Genomic DNA, 17,932 nt, shown 5'->3' with positions numbered 1-17,932 from the left:
TCATGACTACTGGCGAGAGAATCTCACTGAATCGGGAGTCGGCCGAATTCGTCCCTGCTCTCGCTGATCTTGCTCAGCGCCGTCCACGGATCGGTGTTGTAAGTATCGAGGTCCGTCGAGGGGGATCACAGTCGATTCCCGCCGCGGTCGCTGTCTCCGCCAACGCACTGAGCCACGCTGCTCCCTGTGCTTTGGCGGGTCGACTGGTCCTCGTCGGGGTATCTCAGCCCCTTGCTCCGCTCAACCGACTCGGTGATCTCACGATGAGACGTGAATCCCTATGGAAGCGATGGGAGAAGGATGGCGCAGTGCTGCCGCCCGGAGAACGGCACGACTTCCAGTTGGATCGGGAGGACGACCTGCTGCAGTTCGGTGGCTGGTTGACGACCGACACGGCCAATCTTGGTGCGGCCGTGGAGGTCAGTCGGGACCGCCCAGCCGTGTGCCTTCTGTTGCCCCAGGAATTCGCACTCGATGAACTCGAGCAACTGATCGAAGGGGTTCGCCGGGATTCTGCCGACGGCAACTCGTTGGTCCGGCATTTCTGTCCGCTCGTTCTCGAGGGCGCGATGCTCGTTCGGGGGTTCGGGTCGTTCGACGATCGGGTCGTCGGTACCGATGTCTATGCGGCCGAGCAGGCTCTCGACGCGATTCAATCGGGTGTCGAACGCTGGATGTCCGACGGAGGGACGGCACCGTAGGTCGATCCGACGGCCGATCGCCGGCCCCGGATCGGATCCGGTGCCGGCGATCGGTTGACGGTGTGCCGCTGGGCGGTTGAAAGCGGGGCGTTACACGACCTTGTTCGCCGCCGCCGTCAGCTGGGGGGTGAGCTGGTCGATTACCCACGGGGTCGCCAGGACGCTGGTCTGGCTCAGGCCGGCGATGATCTTGGTATCGGACAGGGCCACCGCGGTGCCGCGCTTGACCGCGCCGAGGGAGGCGTAGGCGGGGTTCTTCTCGGCCTCGGCCGTGTCGGACACGAACACCACGACCACGTCGGCGTCGACCTCGGAGATCCGCTCGGACGAGATGTCGACGAAGAAGTTGTCGGGGTCGCTGGACGCGGCCAGCTTCTCGACGCCGGGGGAGTTCACGAAGCCCAGCTGGGTGAGGATCTGGACGCGCGGATCGGTTGGCTTGTAGACATTGACCTGGCCGTTCGTGGTGTCGAGGTTGATCACCGACAACGTCTTGCCCGCGTACTCGGGGTGGGCGGCCGCGGTGTCGGCCAACATCGTGTTCATGCCGTCGATCAGCTCGGTGGCCTCGTCGGACTTGCCCAGCGCCTGGCCGATCAGCGTGGTCTGGTCCTGCCAGGTGGTCTGCCACGCCTTGTCGGGGTAGGCGACGGTCGGGGCGACGGCGGACAGCTGATCGTAGGTGGCCTTGTCGAAGCCCTCGTAGGGCGCGAGGACCACGTCCGGCGAGAGGGTTGCGATGGCCTCGACCGGCGTGGACGTCGCGGCGTCGAGCAGCGTGGTCTGGCTCGGGTCGAACTTGCCCTGGAGCCACGGCATCACGCCGTTGGCCTCGGCGCCGTAGGTGTACTTCGGCATGCCGACGGGCGTCTCGCCGAGCGCGTAGACGACGTCCTGCGCGTTCCAGCCCAGTGTGACGAGGCGTTCGGGCGCCGACTCGATGGTGGTGGACCCGAACGTGTTCGCGATCGTGACCGGGAAGGCGCCGTCGGACGACGACGCTGCCGACGCGTCCGAGTCGGACGACGAGCACGACGCCAGCAGTGCCGTCGCGCCGAGGGCGGCGACGGCCGTCACAAGCTTGCGGCGGGTGGTGAGAGCGAACACTGAGAACTCCTTCGAGGTCGAGTGATAGGTGAGCCTAACCTATTCGAGTCTCGATGGTGAATGAGGCCGCGTGGGGCACCAGGGTGGGGCACTCGTCCTCTTTGTCGCGAACCCGGCCGATTGTGCCGGGGCGTATCGACGATTCCCGGCGATTCGAACCGGCCGGTAAGTATTGTCGCTGCAGATCGAGCATGTCGGGGTGGCCATTTTCGAGTGAGCCGTGGGGGCGACATGAGTGCTGGATTGGGGAAACGCTGGACTTCGCGTGCGTCCGTCGCAGGCGTGGTGGGGGTGCTGGCGGCAACGGCGATGACGATCGGGGGAGCGGTGACGACACCAGCGGTCGCGTCCGAGACGGGCGTCGACCAATATCTGAACCTACCGATGATCAACCGGGATGCCGCGCACGGCCCGGGTGGCGTCAATCCGGCGCTGCCCACCGATCGCGCGACGCTCACCCGAATCCTGGACGAGGCCCGCGCGAGCGGCGCAGCGCCCCACGAATACCAGGCTTTGCTGTTCCAGTACTGGCTGGTGGAGGCCACCGACGTCGCGGGAATCGATCTGGCCCAATGGGATCCGCGTGCCGGGGTGGCGGTGAACCGGGAGAACCTGGTCAAGTCGTACCGCCTCTACGAGGACCTGCAACTGGAGCGCCGGGAACTGCAGTGGGCGGGAATGGGCGGCATGGTCGGAGCCGACTTCGGCGGCGGGCTGATCGATTTCGAACTCATGACCGACGCCTACGACTTCCCGCAACTCCAGCAGTCCGCCCGGGCCGTCGTCGCGACCGCCACCGACATCGCGGGGCCGGGGATCGTCGACTCGCTCCCCGACGGGCTGCGCGCGCTGGCCGAGGCCGGCAGCGAAATCACCAGCGAGGACCTGCATTTCATCCTCGGAATGATCATGGTGATGCAGAAGAACATCTTCTCCGACCTGATGCCGATGCACCGCGCCTACGTCACCGGCGGGCTCCCCGCCCTCGAGGAGATGCAGCACGCGGGGCTCTTCGGTGACGACATCATGGCTGCGTGGCGCGATATCGCGTCGAACGACCCCGACCGGATGGCGCGGGGCAACGGTGCGCTGTTGCAGCGCGAGCAGGGGGTCATCATCCGGGAGCAGTGGGACACCGTCCGCAACTACAAGGACACCGTCGGCCGGGCCATCACGTATCTGTCCACCGTCGCCGGATCGCCGTCGGTTGCCGGGGTGCTGCCGCCACGCTCGTTCCGTCCGATCGAGGTCAGCACGCGCCTGCCCGACGGCCGCACCGCCACCCTCACCAGCCCGCTGCCGGCATGGAACTGGTCCGTCTACGAGGAGCGGTGGGACTACATCACCACCCAGTTGCTGCCGAAGTACAAGAACATGGTCGAGAACAACTGGCCGCAACTGGAATCCGAGCTTCGTGTGCCCTACGACACGCAGCTCGAAACGCATCGACCGCTGCTCAACGTTCCCCAGATCATGCAGTCCGCTCTGCTCAACACGAGAGTGACGGTGTCCTGATGGCATCCAGCGTGACGCTTCGTCGCCGGCTCCGCGCCGCCACACGAGTCCTGTCCTGCGCGGCGGTGGCCACCGCCGCGATCATGGTCGCCCCCGTCGGCGCGTCCGCCCAATCGGCCGACGGGTCGTCATCGGCCGGTGGGTCGCTGTCGGCTGACGGGCCGTCGTCGGCCGGCAGCTCGTCGTCGGGAGACGGCCAGTCCGACATGCGGACCCCGCGTCTCGACGAGGTGTTCAACGGATTCGTCGTCGGCGCACTCGATGCCGGAACGGCTGCATCGCGAGTCGAGGCGTTCCAGGCGCTGACGGCGCGCGATCCCTTCTACGCCGAACCACCGTTGACCGGAACGGAGACGCCCGGCACCGTGCTGAAGGTCAAGCCGGTCGACGTGATGTTCCTCGGCTACAAGCCGGGCCGGATCGACGCCTACAAGTTGATGTACGTGACGACCGGCCTCGACGGGACCACCCCCGAGATCAGCACCGGCATCGTGATGATCCCGGTCGACGGCACACCCGCGTCGGCGAAGAAGGTGATCAGCTACCAGGAGGCCAACGACAGCGTCGGCGCCTACTGTCATCCGAGCACCCAGTGGACGGGCCGAAATCCGCTCGACGGGTCCGCGTGGTCCGCGCTCGGGCCCTTGGCACTGATGTTCGGCAAGGGCTACGCGGTCGTCATCTCCGACGTCGGCAACGACGCCGATCCGGACCCGCACGGCGTCTTCGCCGGCAAGTACGCCGGCCACGCCCAAATCGACGCGGTCCGAGCCGCCCTGTCGACCCCGAGCACGGGCCTGGATGCAAACGCCCCGGTCTCGCTGTTCGGCATCGCGGGGGGCGGCGTCGGTGCGGGCTTCGCGGCCGAGGCGCAGGCGCAGTACGCCCCGGAGTTGAACGTCCGGTCCACCGTCCTCGAGGGCATGGTGGTCAACCAGCGCAACTTCATGCGCACGGCCGACGGTTCGATCGGTTCCGGGTTCGCCTTCGCCACGCTGCTCGGCCTGGAGCCGAAGTACCCGCAGATGCGGATCGACGAGAAGCTGAACCCCGTCGGCAAGGCGCTGGCGGCCGCGTATCGAACGCAGTGCCAGACGCCCGCGTACTTCACGGCGCCGTTCGTCCCCCTCGAGACGTTGTTCGTCGGTGGACAGAGCCCGGCCGACATCCCCGATTTCCAGCCCGTCTACGACGACAACCTGCTCGGGACCAAGGCTCCGAAGTCGAAGGTCCTCATCACGTCGTGCGCCAAGGACGACTCACCGATGTCCCTTGTGCCGGCGAAGGACTCACGGGAACTCGCCGACAAGTATCGGGCCGGGGGAACCGACGTGACGTACGCGCCGAGTGACTGCGGCATGGTGAGGATGCTCACCGACCTCTACGGGTGGGGCACCGACCTGTTCGGGATGCAGACCATCGACTGGATCGAACGGAACTTCACCGAATGAGTCGCGCACGCCACGAGAACGGGAGGAGGTGACCGACGTGATCGATGCCATGTTCACCGGGAGCAGCTACATGTTCTCCCTGGGGCCCGTTGCATTTCTCGAAGCCTTCGGACGCATCTTCGGTTCCTGACCGAGAGTTCTCGGTTGTCCACCGTCTGCGTCGATCTCGGGCGCTGAGGAGTTACTAGTGTTCGCTCGCTGGGGAGATCTGGTCTACCGGGCCCGTTTCACCGTTCTCGCGGTGATGGTGGCCGGGCTGTTGGCGTTGGGTGCCTACGGTTCCGGCCTGGGTGCCCATCTCAGCCAGAGCGGTCTGGAGGATCCCGGTTCGGAGTCGGTAGCGGCGGCGCGGCTTGCGGACGGCACGTTCGGCCGCGACGCCACGGGTGACGTCGTCGCGATGTACACCGCTCCCGCCGGGACGACGGTGGACGATCCCGCCTTCCAAGCGAAGGTCGCCGACAGTCTGCAGCGACTGCTGCAGGATCATCCGGATCAGGTCGCGAAGATCAACGGCAGCTACGTTCCTGTGCCGAACACGCCGCGACTGCCGGCGTTCGCGACGGCGGACCGCACGCATGCGCTCGCGAGCATCGCGCTGAGAGGCGACAACGACACCGCGATCACCAACAACTTCCGGGAGGTCCGGGACGCGTTCCACATCGACGGCGTCGAGGTCCAGCTCGCCGGCATGCAGCCGGTCGCGAGCGCCATCAACGACACGATCGCGAGTGACATCCACCGCATGGAGATTCTCGCGATCCCGGCGGTCGCGGTGCTGCTGTTCTTCGTGTTCGGTGGCGTCATCGCTGCCGCGCTCCCGCTGATCGTCGGCGGCCTGACCATCGTCGGCGCCACCGGCATCGTGCGGGTCCTCACGCACTTCACCGAGGTCAACTCGTTCGTCGAGTCGGTGGTGTCGTTGATCGGTCTGGGTCTTGCGATCGACTACGGCCTGTTCATCGTGAGTCGTTTCCGTGAGGAGTTGGGCGACGGCTACGACACCCGCACGGCCGTTCGACGAACCGTGATGACGGCCGGCCGGACGGTGCTGTTCTCCGCGACGATGATCGTCGCGAGTCTCGGCGGGCTGCTGTTGTTCCCGCAGGGATTCCTGAAGTCGATGGCATACGGCGCGATCGCGACGGTGCTGTTGGCGGCGTTCGCGTCGGTGACGGTGCTGCCGGCGATCCTCGGCATCCTGGGCCGCTGGATCGACAAGTTCGGGCTCCGGCGATTCGGTCAGATCAAGTCCACGGACGAGATCGAGGCCGGCATGTGGGGCCGGCTGACGGTCTGGGTGATGCGCAACCCGCTCAAGGTCACCATCCCCATCGTGATCGGGCTGTTGCTGCTGATGACCCCGCTGACGGGCATCAAGTTCGGTGGCATCAACGAGGAGTATCTGCCGAGCGACAACCCGACCCGCGTGGCGCAGGAGCAGTTCGACGAACTGTTCCCGGGCAGCCGCACCGAGCCGGTCAAGCTGGTGATCCGAGACGCCGAGGGCACGCAGGTGGGCCAGATCATCAAAGCGGCAAGCGGCGCACCGGGTCTGGTCGAGAAGTTCTCTCTCACCGGACCGGCGAAGAACGGCGTCCAGGTCCTCAAGGCGGGCCTGGTGGACCGCAACGACTCCGCCGAGACCATCGACTACCTGCGGTCGATGGACATCCCCGACGGCGTGCAGGTCCTCGTCGGCGGCACACCCGCGATCGAACAGGACAGCATCAGCGCCCTGCTCGACAACCTCCCGCTGATGGTGGTGACGGTCGTGACCCTGACGACCCTGTTGATGTTCCTGGCGTTCGGGTCGCTCGTGCTGCCGATCAAGGCCGTGCTGATGAGCGCGCTGGGACTCGGCGCGACGCTCGGCATCCTGACCTGGATCTTCATCGACGGTCACGGCGCCGGAGCGTTGAATTTCACCCCCGGGCCGATCACATCACCGATGCTCGTCCTCATCGTCGCGATCATCTACGGCCTGTCGATCGACTACGAGGTGTTCCTGCTCTCCCGCATGGTCGAAGCCAGGGCGCGGGGAGCGAGTACGACGGAGGCCATCCGAGTCGGCACCGCGCACACGGGTCGCATCATCACCGCTGCAGCTCTGATCCTGATCGTGGTCACCGGCGCGTTCGGGTTCTCCGATCTGGTGATGATGAAGTACATCGCGTACGGCATGATCGCGGCGCTCATCATCGACGCGACGCTGATCCGCATGTTCCTCGTCCCGGCGGTGATGACGCTCCTCGGCGACGACTGCTGGTGGGCCCCGGCGTGGATGAAGCGCATTCAGAAGAAGATCGGGCTCGGTGAGCCGGTCCTCGAGTCCGAACTGGTTGTGGACGACGTGCGCGATCCGGCGGCCCCCGACGCCGTCGACGCGGCGGATTCCTCCCCGTCGGAAGTGGCCCGTACACGGGAGCCGCTAGCCGAGGATGCGATCCCCTGACCGGTACCCGTCGATGCGAAAAGGAGCACGCCACCGGAAATCCGGGGGCGCGCTCCTTTTCGCGGATCGGCGGGTCGCGTCAGACGCTCGCGACACCCTTCGCCAGGAACGGCTTGCCGTTCACGGCCTCCGACGTGCCGGTGCGGTCCAGGTACGGCGTGATGCCGCCGTTCCAGAAGCCGAAGCCACCACCCAGGATCAGGCACAGATCGATGTCCTCGGGGGCGGCGACGACGCCTTCCTCGAGCATGATCCGGATCTCCTCGGCGAACGCACGACGGGTGCGCTCGAGCACCTCCTCGGAGGTCGACGGCTTGTCACCCTGCTGCCACAGCGCGGCGACATCGGGGTCGACGACCTGGCCCTTGTCGGTCCAGGTCCACACGCCGGGCTTGCGGGCCTCGACGATCGCCTCGAGTCCCGGCGACGGCTTGAACCGCTCCGGGTAGGCGGCGTTGAGGGTCTCGCCGGTGTGCAGCGCGATGGCCGGTCCGACGAGCGCGAGCAGCGTGAACGGCGTCATCGGCATGCCGAGTTCGGCGATCGCGTTGTCGGCGACGTCGAACGGGGTGCCCTCGTCGACCGCGTTCATGACCTCGCCGAGGGCGCGGATGAGCAGGCGGTTGAAGACGAAGCCGGGCAGGTCGGCGGAGCCGACGGCCGACTTCTTGAGCGCCTTCGCCGTCGCGAACGCCGTTGCGAGCGTGGCGTCGTCCGTCTGCCCACCCTTGATGACCTCGAGCAGAGGGAGCACCGCGACCGGGTTGAAGAAGTGGAAGCCCACCACCCGCTCGGGGTGCTTCAGGTCCGCGGCCATCTCGGTGATCGACAGCGACGAGGTGTTGGTGGCCAGCACGGTCTCGGGGGAGATGTGCTCCTCGAGCTCGGCGAACACCTTCTTCTTGACGTCCATGTTCTCGAAGACGGCCTCGATGACGAAGTCGGTCTTCGCGAACGCGGCCTTGTCGAGCGAGCCGGACACGAGTGCCTTGAGGCGGTTCGCGCCGTCCGGCGACAGCCGGCCCTTCGCGAGCAGCTTGTCGATCTCGCCGTGGACGTAGCCGACACCCTTGTCGATGCGCTCCTGGTCGATGTCGGTGAGGATCACCGGCACCTTGAGCTGCTTGACGAACAGCATCGCCAACTGGCTCGCCATCAGGCCCGCGCCGACGATGCCGACGCCGGAGATCTTGCGCGCCAGCGACTTGTCCGGTGCGCCGGCCGGCCGCTTGGCCCGCCGGTTCACCAGGTCGAACGCGTACAGGCCGGCACGCAGCTCGTCGGTCATCAGCAGGTCGGCGAGCGCGTCGTCCTCGGCGGCGAAACCGGCGTCGAGGGACTTCGAGTCGGAGATGTCCGTGGTGCGGGCCAGCTCGAGCAGCTCGACCGTGCGGACCGCGCCCGGCGCGTTGTTCTTGGTCTTGCCCTCGATGATCGCCTTGGCGCGGGCGATGGCCTCGTCCCAGCCGGCGCCGCGGTCGATCTCGGGGCGGGCCGGGGTGATGTCCCCGGCGATCACCTTCGCCGCCCACGCGAGGGACTGCTCGATGAAGTCGGCGGAACCGAGCACCACGTCGGCGATGCCGAGCTCGAGTGCCTTCTTCGAGTTGACGACCTTGCCGTTGTTGAGCGGGTTCTCGATCGCGACAGTGACGGCGTTCGACGGCCCGATCAGGTTGGGCAGCAACTGGGTTCCGCCCCAGCCGGGTACCAGGCCCAGCATCGCCTCGGGCAGGCCGAGGGCGCCGACGTTGTCCGCGTAGGTGCGGTAGTGGCAGTGCAGACCCACCTCGAGGCCGCCGCCGAGCGCGACGCCGTTCACGAACGCGAACGTCGGCACCTCGGACTCGCGCAGGCGGCGGAACACCTTGTGCCCCAGCTGACCGAGCTCGACACCCTGCTCGCGGGACGTGATCGACGGGACGCCCTTGAGGTCGGCGCCGGCCGCGAAGATGAACGGCTTGCCGGTGACGGCGACCGCGGCCGGGTTGGCCGCGAACGCCTCGTCGAGGGCCTTGTCGAACGCGTGCAGGCCGCGCGGGCCGAACGAGTTCGGCTTGGTGTGATCGAAGCCGTTGTCGAGGGTGATCAGCGCGACCGGGCCGTCGATCCCGGGAACCGAGATCAGCTTGGTGTAGGCGTTCGTGACAACCTCGTCGGCGAAAGCGTTTGCGATGTCGCTCATTTACTTGGCCCCCGCTTCGTGAGCTGCGTAGTCCTTGTGATTGGGGTTCTCCCAGATGACAGTTCCGCCCATGCCGAGGCCGATGCACATCGTGGTCAGGCCGTAGCGGACGCCCGGGTTCTGCGCGAACTGGCGCGACAGCTGCGTCATGAGGCGCACGCCCGACGACGCGAGCGGGTGGCCGCACGCGATTGCGCCGCCCCACTGGTTGACCCGGGGGTCGTCGTCGGCGATGCCGAAGTGCTCGAGGAAGGCGAGCACCTGCACGGCGAACGCCTCGTTGATCTCGAACAGCCCGATGTCCTCGATCTTCAGACCCGTCCGGGCCAGCAGCTTCTCGGTGGCCGGGACCGGGCCGATGCCCATGACCGCGGGGTCGACGCCCTGGAAGGCGAAGCCGACCATGCGCATGCCGATCGGCAGGCCCAGCTCGGTGGCGGTGTCCTCACCGGCGAGGATCGCGGCGGTGGCACCGTCGTTGAGGCCCGCGGCGTTACCGGCGGTGATACGGCCGGCGGGGCGGAACGGGGTCTTGAGCTTGGCGAGGTCCTCGAGCGTGGTGCCCGGGCGCGGCGGCTCGTCCTCGGTGGCCAGGCCCCAACCCGCCTCCGAGCGGGTCGCGACCGGCACCAGGGTGTCGGCGATGTAGCCGGCCTTCTTGGCGGCCTCGTACTTGTTCTGCGACGCGACGGCGTAGGCGTCGGTGCGCTCCTTCGTGATCGACGGGAACCGGTCGTGCAGGTTCTCGGCGGTGTTGCCCATCACCAGCGCGCTCGGGTCGACCAGGCGGTCGGCCAGGAAGCGCGGGTTCGGGTCGGCGCCCTGGCCCATCGGGTGCCGACCCATGTGCTCGACGCCGCCGGCGATGACGACGTCGTACTGGCCGAAGCCGATGCCCGACGCGGTGGTGGTCACGGCGGTCATCGCGCCGGCGCACATGCGGTCGATCGCGAAGCCGGGGACCGTCTCGGGCAGGCCCGCGAGGATCGCCGACGTGCGGCCGATGGTCAGCCCCTGGTCGCCGGTCTGCGTGGTCGCGGCGATCGCGACCTCGTCGACCTTGGCGGGATCGAGCTGGGGGTTGCGGCGCAGCAGCTCGCGGATGGCCTTGACGACCAGGTCGTCGGCGCGGGTCTCGGCGTAGATCCCCTTCGGGCCGGCCTTGCCGAACGGCGTGCGGATGCCGTCGACGAAGACGACGTTTCTCTGATTAGCGGAAGCAGCCACGCTGGATTCCTCCTGGCGGGAAAGATGCGGTCACGGCGGGTGCCAAGACCCGACAGGCACCACTGTAGCGCTAATTACCCGCCAGTAACATATGGGGCGGCCGACGGAGGGTTTCCGCTGCTCACGGCTGCGCGTGGACGGCCTCCGCGAGGATCGGCACCGTCAGTTCGCGCTGCCACGGGCGCGCGCCCGTCGCGGCGAGAAGGCCGTCGATCGCCGGCCCCGAGTCCACGTCGGCGGCCGGCGGCTCCCAGCACACGCGGCGCACCAGATCCGGGCTGAGCAGGTTCTCGACGGGCACATGGACCCGCTCGCTCAGGTCGGCAATACCCGTCTTCGCCGCGGTCAGTCGGGCGGCGGCCTCGGGGTCGCGCTTGGCCCAGCGACTCGGCGGCGGCGGTCCGGTGAACGGCTGGTTCACCGGCGGAAGCTCGCTCTGCGGCAGCGTGCGGGCGCGTTCGAGGGCCGAGAGCCACAGCCGTGACGACCGGCGCTGGCGTGGGCCGCCGAACACGGGCAGCGCCCGCAGCGTGTCGATGCTCTTGGGGTCGGCACTCGCGGCCGCGACGATCGCCGAGTCGGGCAGGATCCGGCTGGGGGAGATGTCGCGCTTGCGGGCCACCTCGTCGCGCGCGGTCCACAGTTCGCGGACCGCCGCGAGCTGGCGGGGACTCTTGAGGCTGTGGATCTGCGAGGTGCGGCGCCACCGGTCGGGCTTGGGCTGGGGCGGGCCGGCCGACCGGACGTGCTCGAACTCCTGTGCCGCCCACTCGGTCTTGCCCTGCGCGGCAAGCTCTTTCGCCATCGCCTCGCGCAGTTCGAGGAGAACCTCGACGTCCAGGGCGGCGTAGTTGAGCCACGCGTCCGGGAGAGGCCGGGTGGACCAGTCGGCCGCACCGTGGCCCTTGCGCAGCTCCAGCCCGAGCGTGCGCTCGACGATCGCCGCCAGCCCCACGCGCTCGAAGCCTGCCAGGCGTCCGGCCAGTTCGGTGTCGAACAACTTGGCGGGCGCGAGTCCCAGTTCGGCCAGGCACGGAAGGTCCTGGTCGGCGGAGTGCAGTACCCACTCGAGGTCGTTGATCGCGTCGCGCAGCGGCTCGAGGTCGTCGACGGTCGGGATGGGATCGAGCAGGAACGAACCGGCCCCGGCGCGGCGCAACTGCACGAGGTAGGCGCGCGAGGAGTAGCGGAACCCTGATGCGCGCTCGGCGTCCACCGCGAGGGGACCGCTGCCCGCGGCGAGTCGCTCCGCCGCGTCGCGCACGCCCTCGGCGGTCTCGATCACCGGCGGAACTCCGTCGGCGGGGACCAGGAGGGGTACGGGGGCGGAGGCGGGCTCGGGGGTATCTGGCATAGGGCGCAACTCTACTGGTGGGGGCGGGGTCTGGATGCGATCTCGCGTTGACATTCGGGAGGATTCCGGCAATTGTGTCAAATGTTGGACAAGTGACCAAGGCCACGTGAGGCGTCGCTGGTGGCACTCGTCTCGACGATCGGATCTGAATGGGGGAATTCGATGCTCAATCTCGCGCCCGCCGTCGCTCCCGTCGGTGCAGTCCCGGTCGGATCGATGGTGGAACTGCCCGGCCGCGGCTCCACGTACGTCATCGACACCGGCGACTCCCTGGAGCATGAGGGCAAGCCGACACTGGTGCTCCTGCATGCGCTCGCCTGCACCGGGACGCTGACGTGGTACCCCGCGATCGACAAGCTCGCCCGGAAGGCGCGGGTGGTGATTCTCGACCAGCGGTGGCACGGGCGGGGGATCCGGTCCCGGCGATTCACCCTCGAGGACTGCGCCGACGACGTCGTCGCGCTCGCCGACGTGCTGGGCATCGACCAGGTCGTGCCGGTCGGGTACTCGATGGGCTCGCTCGTCTCGCAGCTCGTGTGGAAGCGGCACCGCGACCGGGTCGCCGGCCTCGTCCTGTGCGCGGGCGCGGCGCATTTCAAGCGGAACTCGCGGGAACGGGTCGCACTCGAGTCGCTCAGTTACAGCTTGGGCGCGCTCAAGCCGCGGCCCGGTCCGGTGCCGGTCGGTGGTCCCGTCCTCGGCGGCGACCGGGTATGGGCCTACTCACAGTTCAGGGAGACGAGCTACGGCGCGATCGGCCGGGCGACCGCCGAGATCGGCAAGTTCGACTCCACCGCCTGGGTGGGCGACATCGACGTCCCGACCGCCGTCGTGGTGCCCACCAGGGACATGATCATCCCGCCGCGGCGCCAGCGCTGGCTCGCCCGCCAGATCGCCGGTGCCGCAACGTACGAGGTGGACTGCGGTCACGCGTCGTGCGTCATGAACGCCGGACCGTTCACCGAGGGACTGCTGGCTGCTTCTTCTTCCGTGCTTGCGCGCGTGCGGCCTTGACGAGCTCGGCGAGGGCCTCGGGGAACGCGTCCGCGAGATCCCACAGGTGCGGGGCGAGTTCCTTGCACGAGACGAGGCCGACGTCGACGCGGTTCTCGAGCGACATCACCGTCACGTTCAGTCCGGCGCCGTGGAAGACCGGTCCCAGCGGGTACATCTGCTTGATGCGCGCGCCGAGGAAGTAGAGCGGGAACGGCGGGCCGGGCACGTTCGAGACCACCAGGTTGTGCACCACAGGGTGACGCTCGGCCAGCTTCAGCTTGGAGTACACCCGCATCGCGCTGCCGAACGTGGCGGGCGCTGCGAACTGCGCCCAGTCCTGCAGCAGCGTGGCGCCGAGCGCCTCGTTGTGGTGGTCCTTGTTGATGGTGTTCAGCTCGGAGATGGTGTGCAGCCGCTCGACCGGATCGGCGATGTCGGTACCCATCTGGGTGAACATCACCGAGATCTGATTGGTCCCCGGCCGGTCCGACTTGTCGTGCACGGAGACCGGCACCGTCGCGACGAGTGACGTGTCGGGGAGTTCGTCGCGGTCCTCGAGATACCGGCGGAGCGCCCCGGCGCACAACGTCAGCACGACGTCGTTCACCTTGACGCCGAACGTGTTCTTCACGAACTTGATGTCGTCGAGGCTCAGCTCGGTGTACGCGAGGGTGCGGCGACCGGTGATCGCACCGTTGAACGACGTGCGCGGCGCAGTGAACGGAGTCGGCATCGCCTCGCCCTTGCGGGCCCGGCCGATCCACCGGGGGAGCAGCGCAACGCTGTCCGGCAGCAGCTTCACCATCTTGAGCGGGCGCGACGCGAACTCCATCAGGCCGTTGACGGCGATGTCGAGCGAACTGGCGCGGCCGGCGCCTTCGGGGAGCTGGTCGAACTCGGGCCGGGGGGCGTCGGGTTCGAGGCCGCACAGCTGGGACATCAGATTCGAGCCGGTGACGCCGTCGACGTTCGCGTGATGCATCTTCGACATGACGGCGACGGAGCCGTCGTCGAGGCCCTCGATGACGAACATCTCCCACAGCGGGCGGGACCGGTCCATGGGCTGGCTGGCGATCGAGCTGCACAACTCCGACAGCTCGTCGCGGCCGCCGGGGGCGGGGACGGCGATCCGGTGGAAGTGGCGTTCGATGTCGAAATCGGTGTCGTCCACCCACACCGGGTGGTCGAGGTTGAACCGGGTGTCCTTGAGGCGTCGCTTGAAGCTCGGCATCGCTTTTACGCGAATCGCGAGTTCGTCGCGCAACTTCGCGAAAGAATAGCCACCGGGGATCGTGGACCCGTCGAGGATGATCAGGCCGCACACGTGGAGCATCTGGGTGGGGGTCTCGAGGTAGAGGAAGCTGGCGTCCATTCCACTTAGTCTCTCCATGCAGCTAACGGTAGAACCTGTTCTAGATTGATGCAGGCCGTGTGACAAAAGTCATGGTTGAATTGGTTAATGACGTTCAGAAACCGGTTCCTGTTACGGCAAGTAGCAACTGCGGCATTGGCGGCGAATGCGCTGCGGCCGATCCCCGGGATGCCGCTCTCCGTCCCGACGTTCGTCTCCGGTTGGCTCACCGCCGAGCTTGCTCCACAGTTGCTCGCGGCCACGCTGGCCGACACGGCAATCCACGTGGCGCGGCGGGGAGTTCGCACCGGCGGCGACGTCGCCGCCGTCGCCGCCGCGGGGTTGTCGGCCGCGGGTCTCGCCGCGGTGATCGCGACCGGGCGCGGTGCGCGATCGGAGGTCGAGGCCGCGCTCACGTCGGCCCTCGGATCCGACTACAGGTCCGTGGCCGGCCGGGCGGAGACCGTCGCCGGGGTGCCGTGGCAGCAGCTGGCGCTGCCGTTCCGGATGCGTCACGCCGACGTCGTGCGGGTGCCGAACCTCGAGTACGCGCCGGGCGGCCGACGGTTCCTGATCGACGTCTACCACCGCCGCGACGTCCCGGTGAATGCGCCGATCCTCCTGCAGATCCACGGCGGCGGCTGGGTCATCGGCAGCAAGGACCACCAGGGGATCCCGCTCATGCTGGAGATGGCCTCGCGCGGCTGGGTATGCGCCGCGGTCAACTACCCGCTCTCGCCGAAGGCGGTGTGGCCGGCGCACCTGATCGCGATCAAGCAGGCGGTGGCCTGGCTGCGGGACAACGCGTCGATCTACGGCGGCGATCCCGGGTTCGTCGCCGTCACCGGCGGATCGGCCGGGGGCCATCTGGCGGCGATGCTCGCCCTCACGGCGGGCGACCCGACCCTGCAACCGGGGTTCGAGGACGCCGACACCTCGGTCCAGGCCTGCGCCCCGCACTACGGCGTCTACGACTTCGCGGGGGAGACGGGGATCAAGGCCACGCGCCAGCGGGTGGAGTCCGGGCTGATGCCGATGGTGCTCGGCAAGAACGCGCGGTTCCCCGAGGACTACGAGGCGGCGTCGCCGCTGAACCATCTGCGGCCGGATGCGCCACCGTTCTTCGTCGTCCATGGGGCCAGCGACTCGTTCATCCCCGTCGCCGAGGCGCGCGAGTTCGTCCGGCGGCTGCGCGAGGTGTCGGAGAACGCCGTCGCCTACGCGGAACTGCGCGGGGCTCAGCACGCGTTCGACATCTTCCCGTCGATCCGCAGCGCCGCCGTCGCCCGAGGCGTTGCCGACTTCCTGGACTGGACGCGGGCCCGCCAGCACTCGGGTGAAGCGGCCTCCACCGAGGCGGCGGGCTAGCCCGGCGAGGCGAGAAGGGTTGCGAGATCAAGCTTCTCGACTGTCCCGGACACCGAGACCTTCTCCAACGCATCGCCCGCCATCCACAGGGTGCCGTCGTCGGTGGCGGCGAGTTCGGGATCCGTGTGCTCACGCGGGACGCTGACCCGCACCTCGAGCGTGGCCTTGTCGACGATGGCGAGGAGGTACTGCCCCGCGCCACGCGGCGGTACGTCGGTCGACCGGTCGAGCGGCCACGCCGCTTCGTCGTGCCCCGGGTGGCGGCGGTCGATCACCAGCCACAGGGCGTCTCCGGCTACGCCGCACGACGGTGGCATCGCCGCCAACCGGCGGATCCTCTCGACCCCGGCACGGTCGACCCGCCACAGGCCGTTCCGGGTGACCAGGTGCTCCGATCCCGCGAAGCGAGGGAAGGGATGCGCCTCGTCGAAAACGAGTCGTTCCCCGGTCGTCACGGTGCCGTCGAGTGTGACAGTGACGATCCGATAGTCCCGCTCCTTCGACCGCCACATGAGGAGGGCGAACCCGCCTGCGGTCGACGTCGTCGATTGGACCGATCCCGGCGGCAGCGCGACGGGTACCGGCAGCGATCCGGGACGGACGAGGCGAGCCGGTTCGCTCGGCAGGTCGATGGGGACGACGCCGGCGTCGCGGTCCAGACGCATGCCGGGGTGTGTCGGTCCGATCGCCAACACTGTGTCGTCACACCCGTCCGACGTACGGGCGTCGCCTTCGTCGACCCACGCGGTCGACAGCGACCCGTCGGCTTCGAGGGTGCACCGGAGGATCCCGTCGGCGCCGGTGACCCAGCAGCCGGTCCGGTCGGCGTGCACCCGGCGCATGCGAGGCGCCGACGGCCGCAGGATGGCCGCCGGCAGTGCGTGCTCGGTGGCGACGGGGTTCGTGGTGGCGTTCGCGAGGCGCACGAGTACGGGCAGGTCCCGGTCCAGGACCCAGACGTCGGTTCCGTGCGCGCTGACCGAAGCGGGTATCAGCGCTGGTCGTAGAGGCGGGTTGGGAACGGCGCCCAGGTCGAGGTCGACCAGTACGCCGGTCGTGTCGTGCCCGTCGAACCGGGACGGTGAGACGTCGACGTCGAGGTAGCCGTGCTCGCGGCCATCGTCCGGACGAGTGATCACACGGACCCGGGTGACGAGGCCGCGTACCGGATCGCCTTGGTCGGCGAGCGTGTCCGTGAGATCGAGTTGCGCGAACAGCGTTCCGGCCAGCCGCACGTACCCGGTCATCGGTCGATCGGCCGCCCACTCGGCGCTCCACCCGTCGCCTCGGAGGATCGTCGGCCAGCGCGTCGTCCCGTCGGGGTACACGACGGGATTCCTACCGAACACGGGCCGCGCCAGCGCGACGAGTTCGCTCGTAGCCTCGCGCGGAGCTCGCGGATGCCGCCGATCGAACTGGAGGAGTGCCGACATCACCGCCCCCACCGACGGCGGGTCGAGCGACCTGTCCTCGATGATCCAACCGGGGACGTACACGGTGAGAGTTCGGTTCGGCATCGGGGTCGAGGGCGGAGCGGGCGTCCCTCAGGACCTCGGTCGACGACCGAGTTTGGTGATCCCCGCGGGCGGAAGGCCCGCCGCGTAGGCGAGCACGTCGCAGAACGCCTCGACGTGGGAGGCCAGGGCCGTCGACGTCGCGGTCCACGACGCCCGCAGCTCGAGTTGGTGCGCGTGCGGTGGGCCCGCGATGTCGCCGTACCGCACCGAACTGGTGGCGGTGACGGTGCCGCCCAGCGCGAGGATCTCGTTTGCCTTCTCGTCGAGCGCGTCGACGAGCCAGCTCCACGCGACCTCCGGTAGCAGCGGATCGGCGGCGAGCGCGGGCTCGAGGTCTGCCTGGATGTACGCGACCAGCCGCATGGTGCCGTTCCACGCCTCGTCGCCGTCCGGGTCGTACAGCAGGATCAGGCGGCCGAACGCGTCCCCCTCGGAGTGCTCGGCGACGGCGCCGGTCTCGGCGTGGCGCACCTCGGCGCCGAGCGCGTAGCTGAAGGGCGCGAGTCGTTGCGGCGGGCGGATGGGACCGAGTTCGATATCCGGGTGAACCGCAGCCGAGTTCATCGCGTCGACAGCGGCGCGGAACTGGGCTGGTTCTTTCGGCAATCCCGGGGTCGTCACAACTGCGGACGTTAGACGCCGCACCTGGTAGCGCGTCGGAGGCGCGCCGATTCTGCGGGGCGTCCAACTCGTGGCAGCATGGAG

At 68.4% G+C, this 17,932-nt stretch carries 12 protein-coding genes and 1 pseudogene; 6 read left to right on the top strand and 7 right to left on the bottom strand.

What is annotated here, in order from left to right:
- The first annotated feature begins 2 nt into the window (after positions 1-2).
- Complete coding sequence (locus tag EGT67_RS09170) at positions 3-701, top strand: hypothetical protein (RefSeq protein WP_127915765.1); 699 nt, start codon at positions 3-5, stop codon at positions 699-701.
- A 90-nt stretch (positions 702-791) separates the two neighbouring features.
- Here EGT67_RS09170 and EGT67_RS09165 read toward each other — a convergent pair whose 3' ends face one another.
- A complete protein-coding gene (locus tag EGT67_RS09165; RefSeq protein ID WP_127915764.1) occupies positions 792-1,808 on the bottom strand; it encodes an iron-siderophore ABC transporter substrate-binding protein in 1,017 nt (338 codons plus the stop codon).
- Positions 1,809-2,039: 231 nt separating this feature from the next.
- Here EGT67_RS09165 and EGT67_RS09160 point away from each other — a divergent pair, with 231 nt between their 5' ends.
- From EGT67_RS09160 to EGT67_RS09150, 3 genes and pseudogenes are all read left to right on the top strand, one after another.
- Positions 2,040-3,323, top strand: coding sequence for a hypothetical protein (locus EGT67_RS09160; RefSeq protein ID WP_421958110.1), 1,284 nt, complete (start codon positions 2,040-2,042; stop codon positions 3,321-3,323).
- Positions 3,323-4,774: a lipase family protein gene (locus EGT67_RS09155; RefSeq protein WP_241565954.1), complete on the top strand. Its 1,452-nt coding sequence runs from the start codon at positions 3,323-3,325 to the stop codon at positions 4,772-4,774. Before EGT67_RS09160 ends, EGT67_RS09155 begins: the two co-directional genes overlap by 1 nt.
- A 187-nt stretch (positions 4,775-4,961) precedes the next feature.
- Positions 4,962-7,116 (top strand): annotated as a pseudogene (locus tag EGT67_RS09150) (MMPL family transporter); the annotation flags it as partial.
- Positions 7,117-7,308: 192 nt separating this feature from the next.
- Here the strand turns inward: EGT67_RS09150 and EGT67_RS09145 are convergent.
- The 3 genes from EGT67_RS09145 to EGT67_RS09135 form a co-directional block, all read right to left on the bottom strand.
- Entirely contained in the window at positions 7,309-9,414 is a 2,106-nt protein-coding gene (locus EGT67_RS09145) for a 3-hydroxyacyl-CoA dehydrogenase NAD-binding domain-containing protein (protein WP_127915763.1), read from the bottom strand.
- Complete coding sequence (locus EGT67_RS09140; protein ID WP_127915762.1) at positions 9,415-10,641, bottom strand: thiolase family protein; 1,227 nt, start codon at positions 10,639-10,641, stop codon at positions 9,415-9,417.
- A gap of 121 nt (positions 10,642-10,762) precedes the next feature.
- Entirely contained in the window at positions 10,763-11,995 is a 1,233-nt protein-coding gene (locus EGT67_RS09135; protein WP_127915761.1) for a ribonuclease D, read from the bottom strand.
- A gap of 162 nt (positions 11,996-12,157) precedes the next feature.
- Here EGT67_RS09135 and EGT67_RS09130 point away from each other — a divergent pair, with 162 nt between their 5' ends.
- Entirely contained in the window at positions 12,158-13,009 is an 852-nt protein-coding gene (locus tag EGT67_RS09130) for an alpha/beta fold hydrolase (RefSeq protein ID WP_127915760.1), read from the top strand.
- On the opposite strand, the gene EGT67_RS09125 is transcribed toward EGT67_RS09130, so the two are convergent.
- Positions 12,954-14,381, bottom strand: coding sequence for a WS/DGAT/MGAT family O-acyltransferase (locus EGT67_RS09125; protein ID WP_164877513.1), 1,428 nt, complete (start codon positions 14,379-14,381; stop codon positions 12,954-12,956). The two genes, EGT67_RS09130 and EGT67_RS09125, sit on opposite strands and share 56 nt — an antisense overlap.
- A gap of 69 nt (positions 14,382-14,450) precedes the next feature.
- Here EGT67_RS09125 and EGT67_RS09120 point away from each other — a divergent pair, with 69 nt between their 5' ends.
- A complete protein-coding gene (locus EGT67_RS09120) occupies positions 14,451-15,710 on the top strand; it encodes an alpha/beta hydrolase (RefSeq protein WP_127915759.1) in 1,260 nt (419 codons plus the stop codon).
- Here EGT67_RS09120 and EGT67_RS09115 read toward each other — a convergent pair.
- Together EGT67_RS09115 and EGT67_RS09110 are read right to left on the bottom strand one after the other, a co-directional pair.
- Positions 15,707-17,227, bottom strand: a complete 1,521-nt coding sequence (locus EGT67_RS09115; RefSeq protein ID WP_127915758.1) for a hypothetical protein — start codon at positions 17,225-17,227, stop codon at positions 15,707-15,709. The two genes, EGT67_RS09120 and EGT67_RS09115, sit on opposite strands and share 4 nt — an antisense overlap.
- A gap of 27 nt (positions 17,228-17,254) precedes the next feature.
- Positions 17,255-17,848, bottom strand: a complete 594-nt coding sequence (locus EGT67_RS09110) for a DUF3000 domain-containing protein (protein ID WP_127915757.1) — start codon at positions 17,846-17,848, stop codon at positions 17,255-17,257.
- Positions 17,849-17,932 lie beyond the last annotated feature (84 nt).

The sequence above is a fragment of the Prescottella agglutinans genome (assembly GCF_004011865.1).
GTDB classification, from domain to species: Bacteria; Actinomycetota; Actinomycetes; order Mycobacteriales; family Mycobacteriaceae; genus Prescottella; species Prescottella agglutinans.
Note: the sequence above shows the minus strand (reverse complement) of the source record. Positions and strands in the feature narration are given on the sequence as shown.

Excerpts from the sequence above, each read along its gene's own strand:
- EGT67_RS09170 (WP_127915765.1), top strand. The coding sequence starts at position 3 with ATGACTACTGGCGAGAGAATCTCACTGAATCGGGAGTCGGCCGAATTC.
- EGT67_RS09160 (WP_421958110.1), top strand. The coding sequence starts at position 2,040 with ATGAGTGCTGGATTGGGGAAACGCTGGACTTCGCGTGCGTCCGTCGCA.
- EGT67_RS09155 (WP_241565954.1), top strand. The coding sequence starts at position 3,323 with ATGGCATCCAGCGTGACGCTTCGTCGCCGGCTCCGCGCCGCCACACGA.
- EGT67_RS09145 (WP_127915763.1), bottom strand. The coding sequence starts at position 9,414 with ATGAGCGACATCGCAAACGCTTTCGCCGACGAGGTTGTCACGAACGCC.
- EGT67_RS09135 (WP_127915761.1), bottom strand. The coding sequence starts at position 11,995 with ATGCCAGATACCCCCGAGCCCGCCTCCGCCCCCGTACCCCTCCTGGTC.
- EGT67_RS09130 (WP_127915760.1), top strand. The coding sequence starts at position 12,158 with ATGCTCAATCTCGCGCCCGCCGTCGCTCCCGTCGGTGCAGTCCCGGTC.
- EGT67_RS09125 (WP_164877513.1), bottom strand. The coding sequence starts at position 14,381 with ATGGAGAGACTAAGTGGAATGGACGCCAGCTTCCTCTACCTCGAGACC.
- EGT67_RS09120 (WP_127915759.1), top strand. The coding sequence starts at position 14,451 with ATGACGTTCAGAAACCGGTTCCTGTTACGGCAAGTAGCAACTGCGGCA.
- EGT67_RS09115 (WP_127915758.1), bottom strand. The coding sequence starts at position 17,227 with ATGCCGAACCGAACTCTCACCGTGTACGTCCCCGGTTGGATCATCGAG.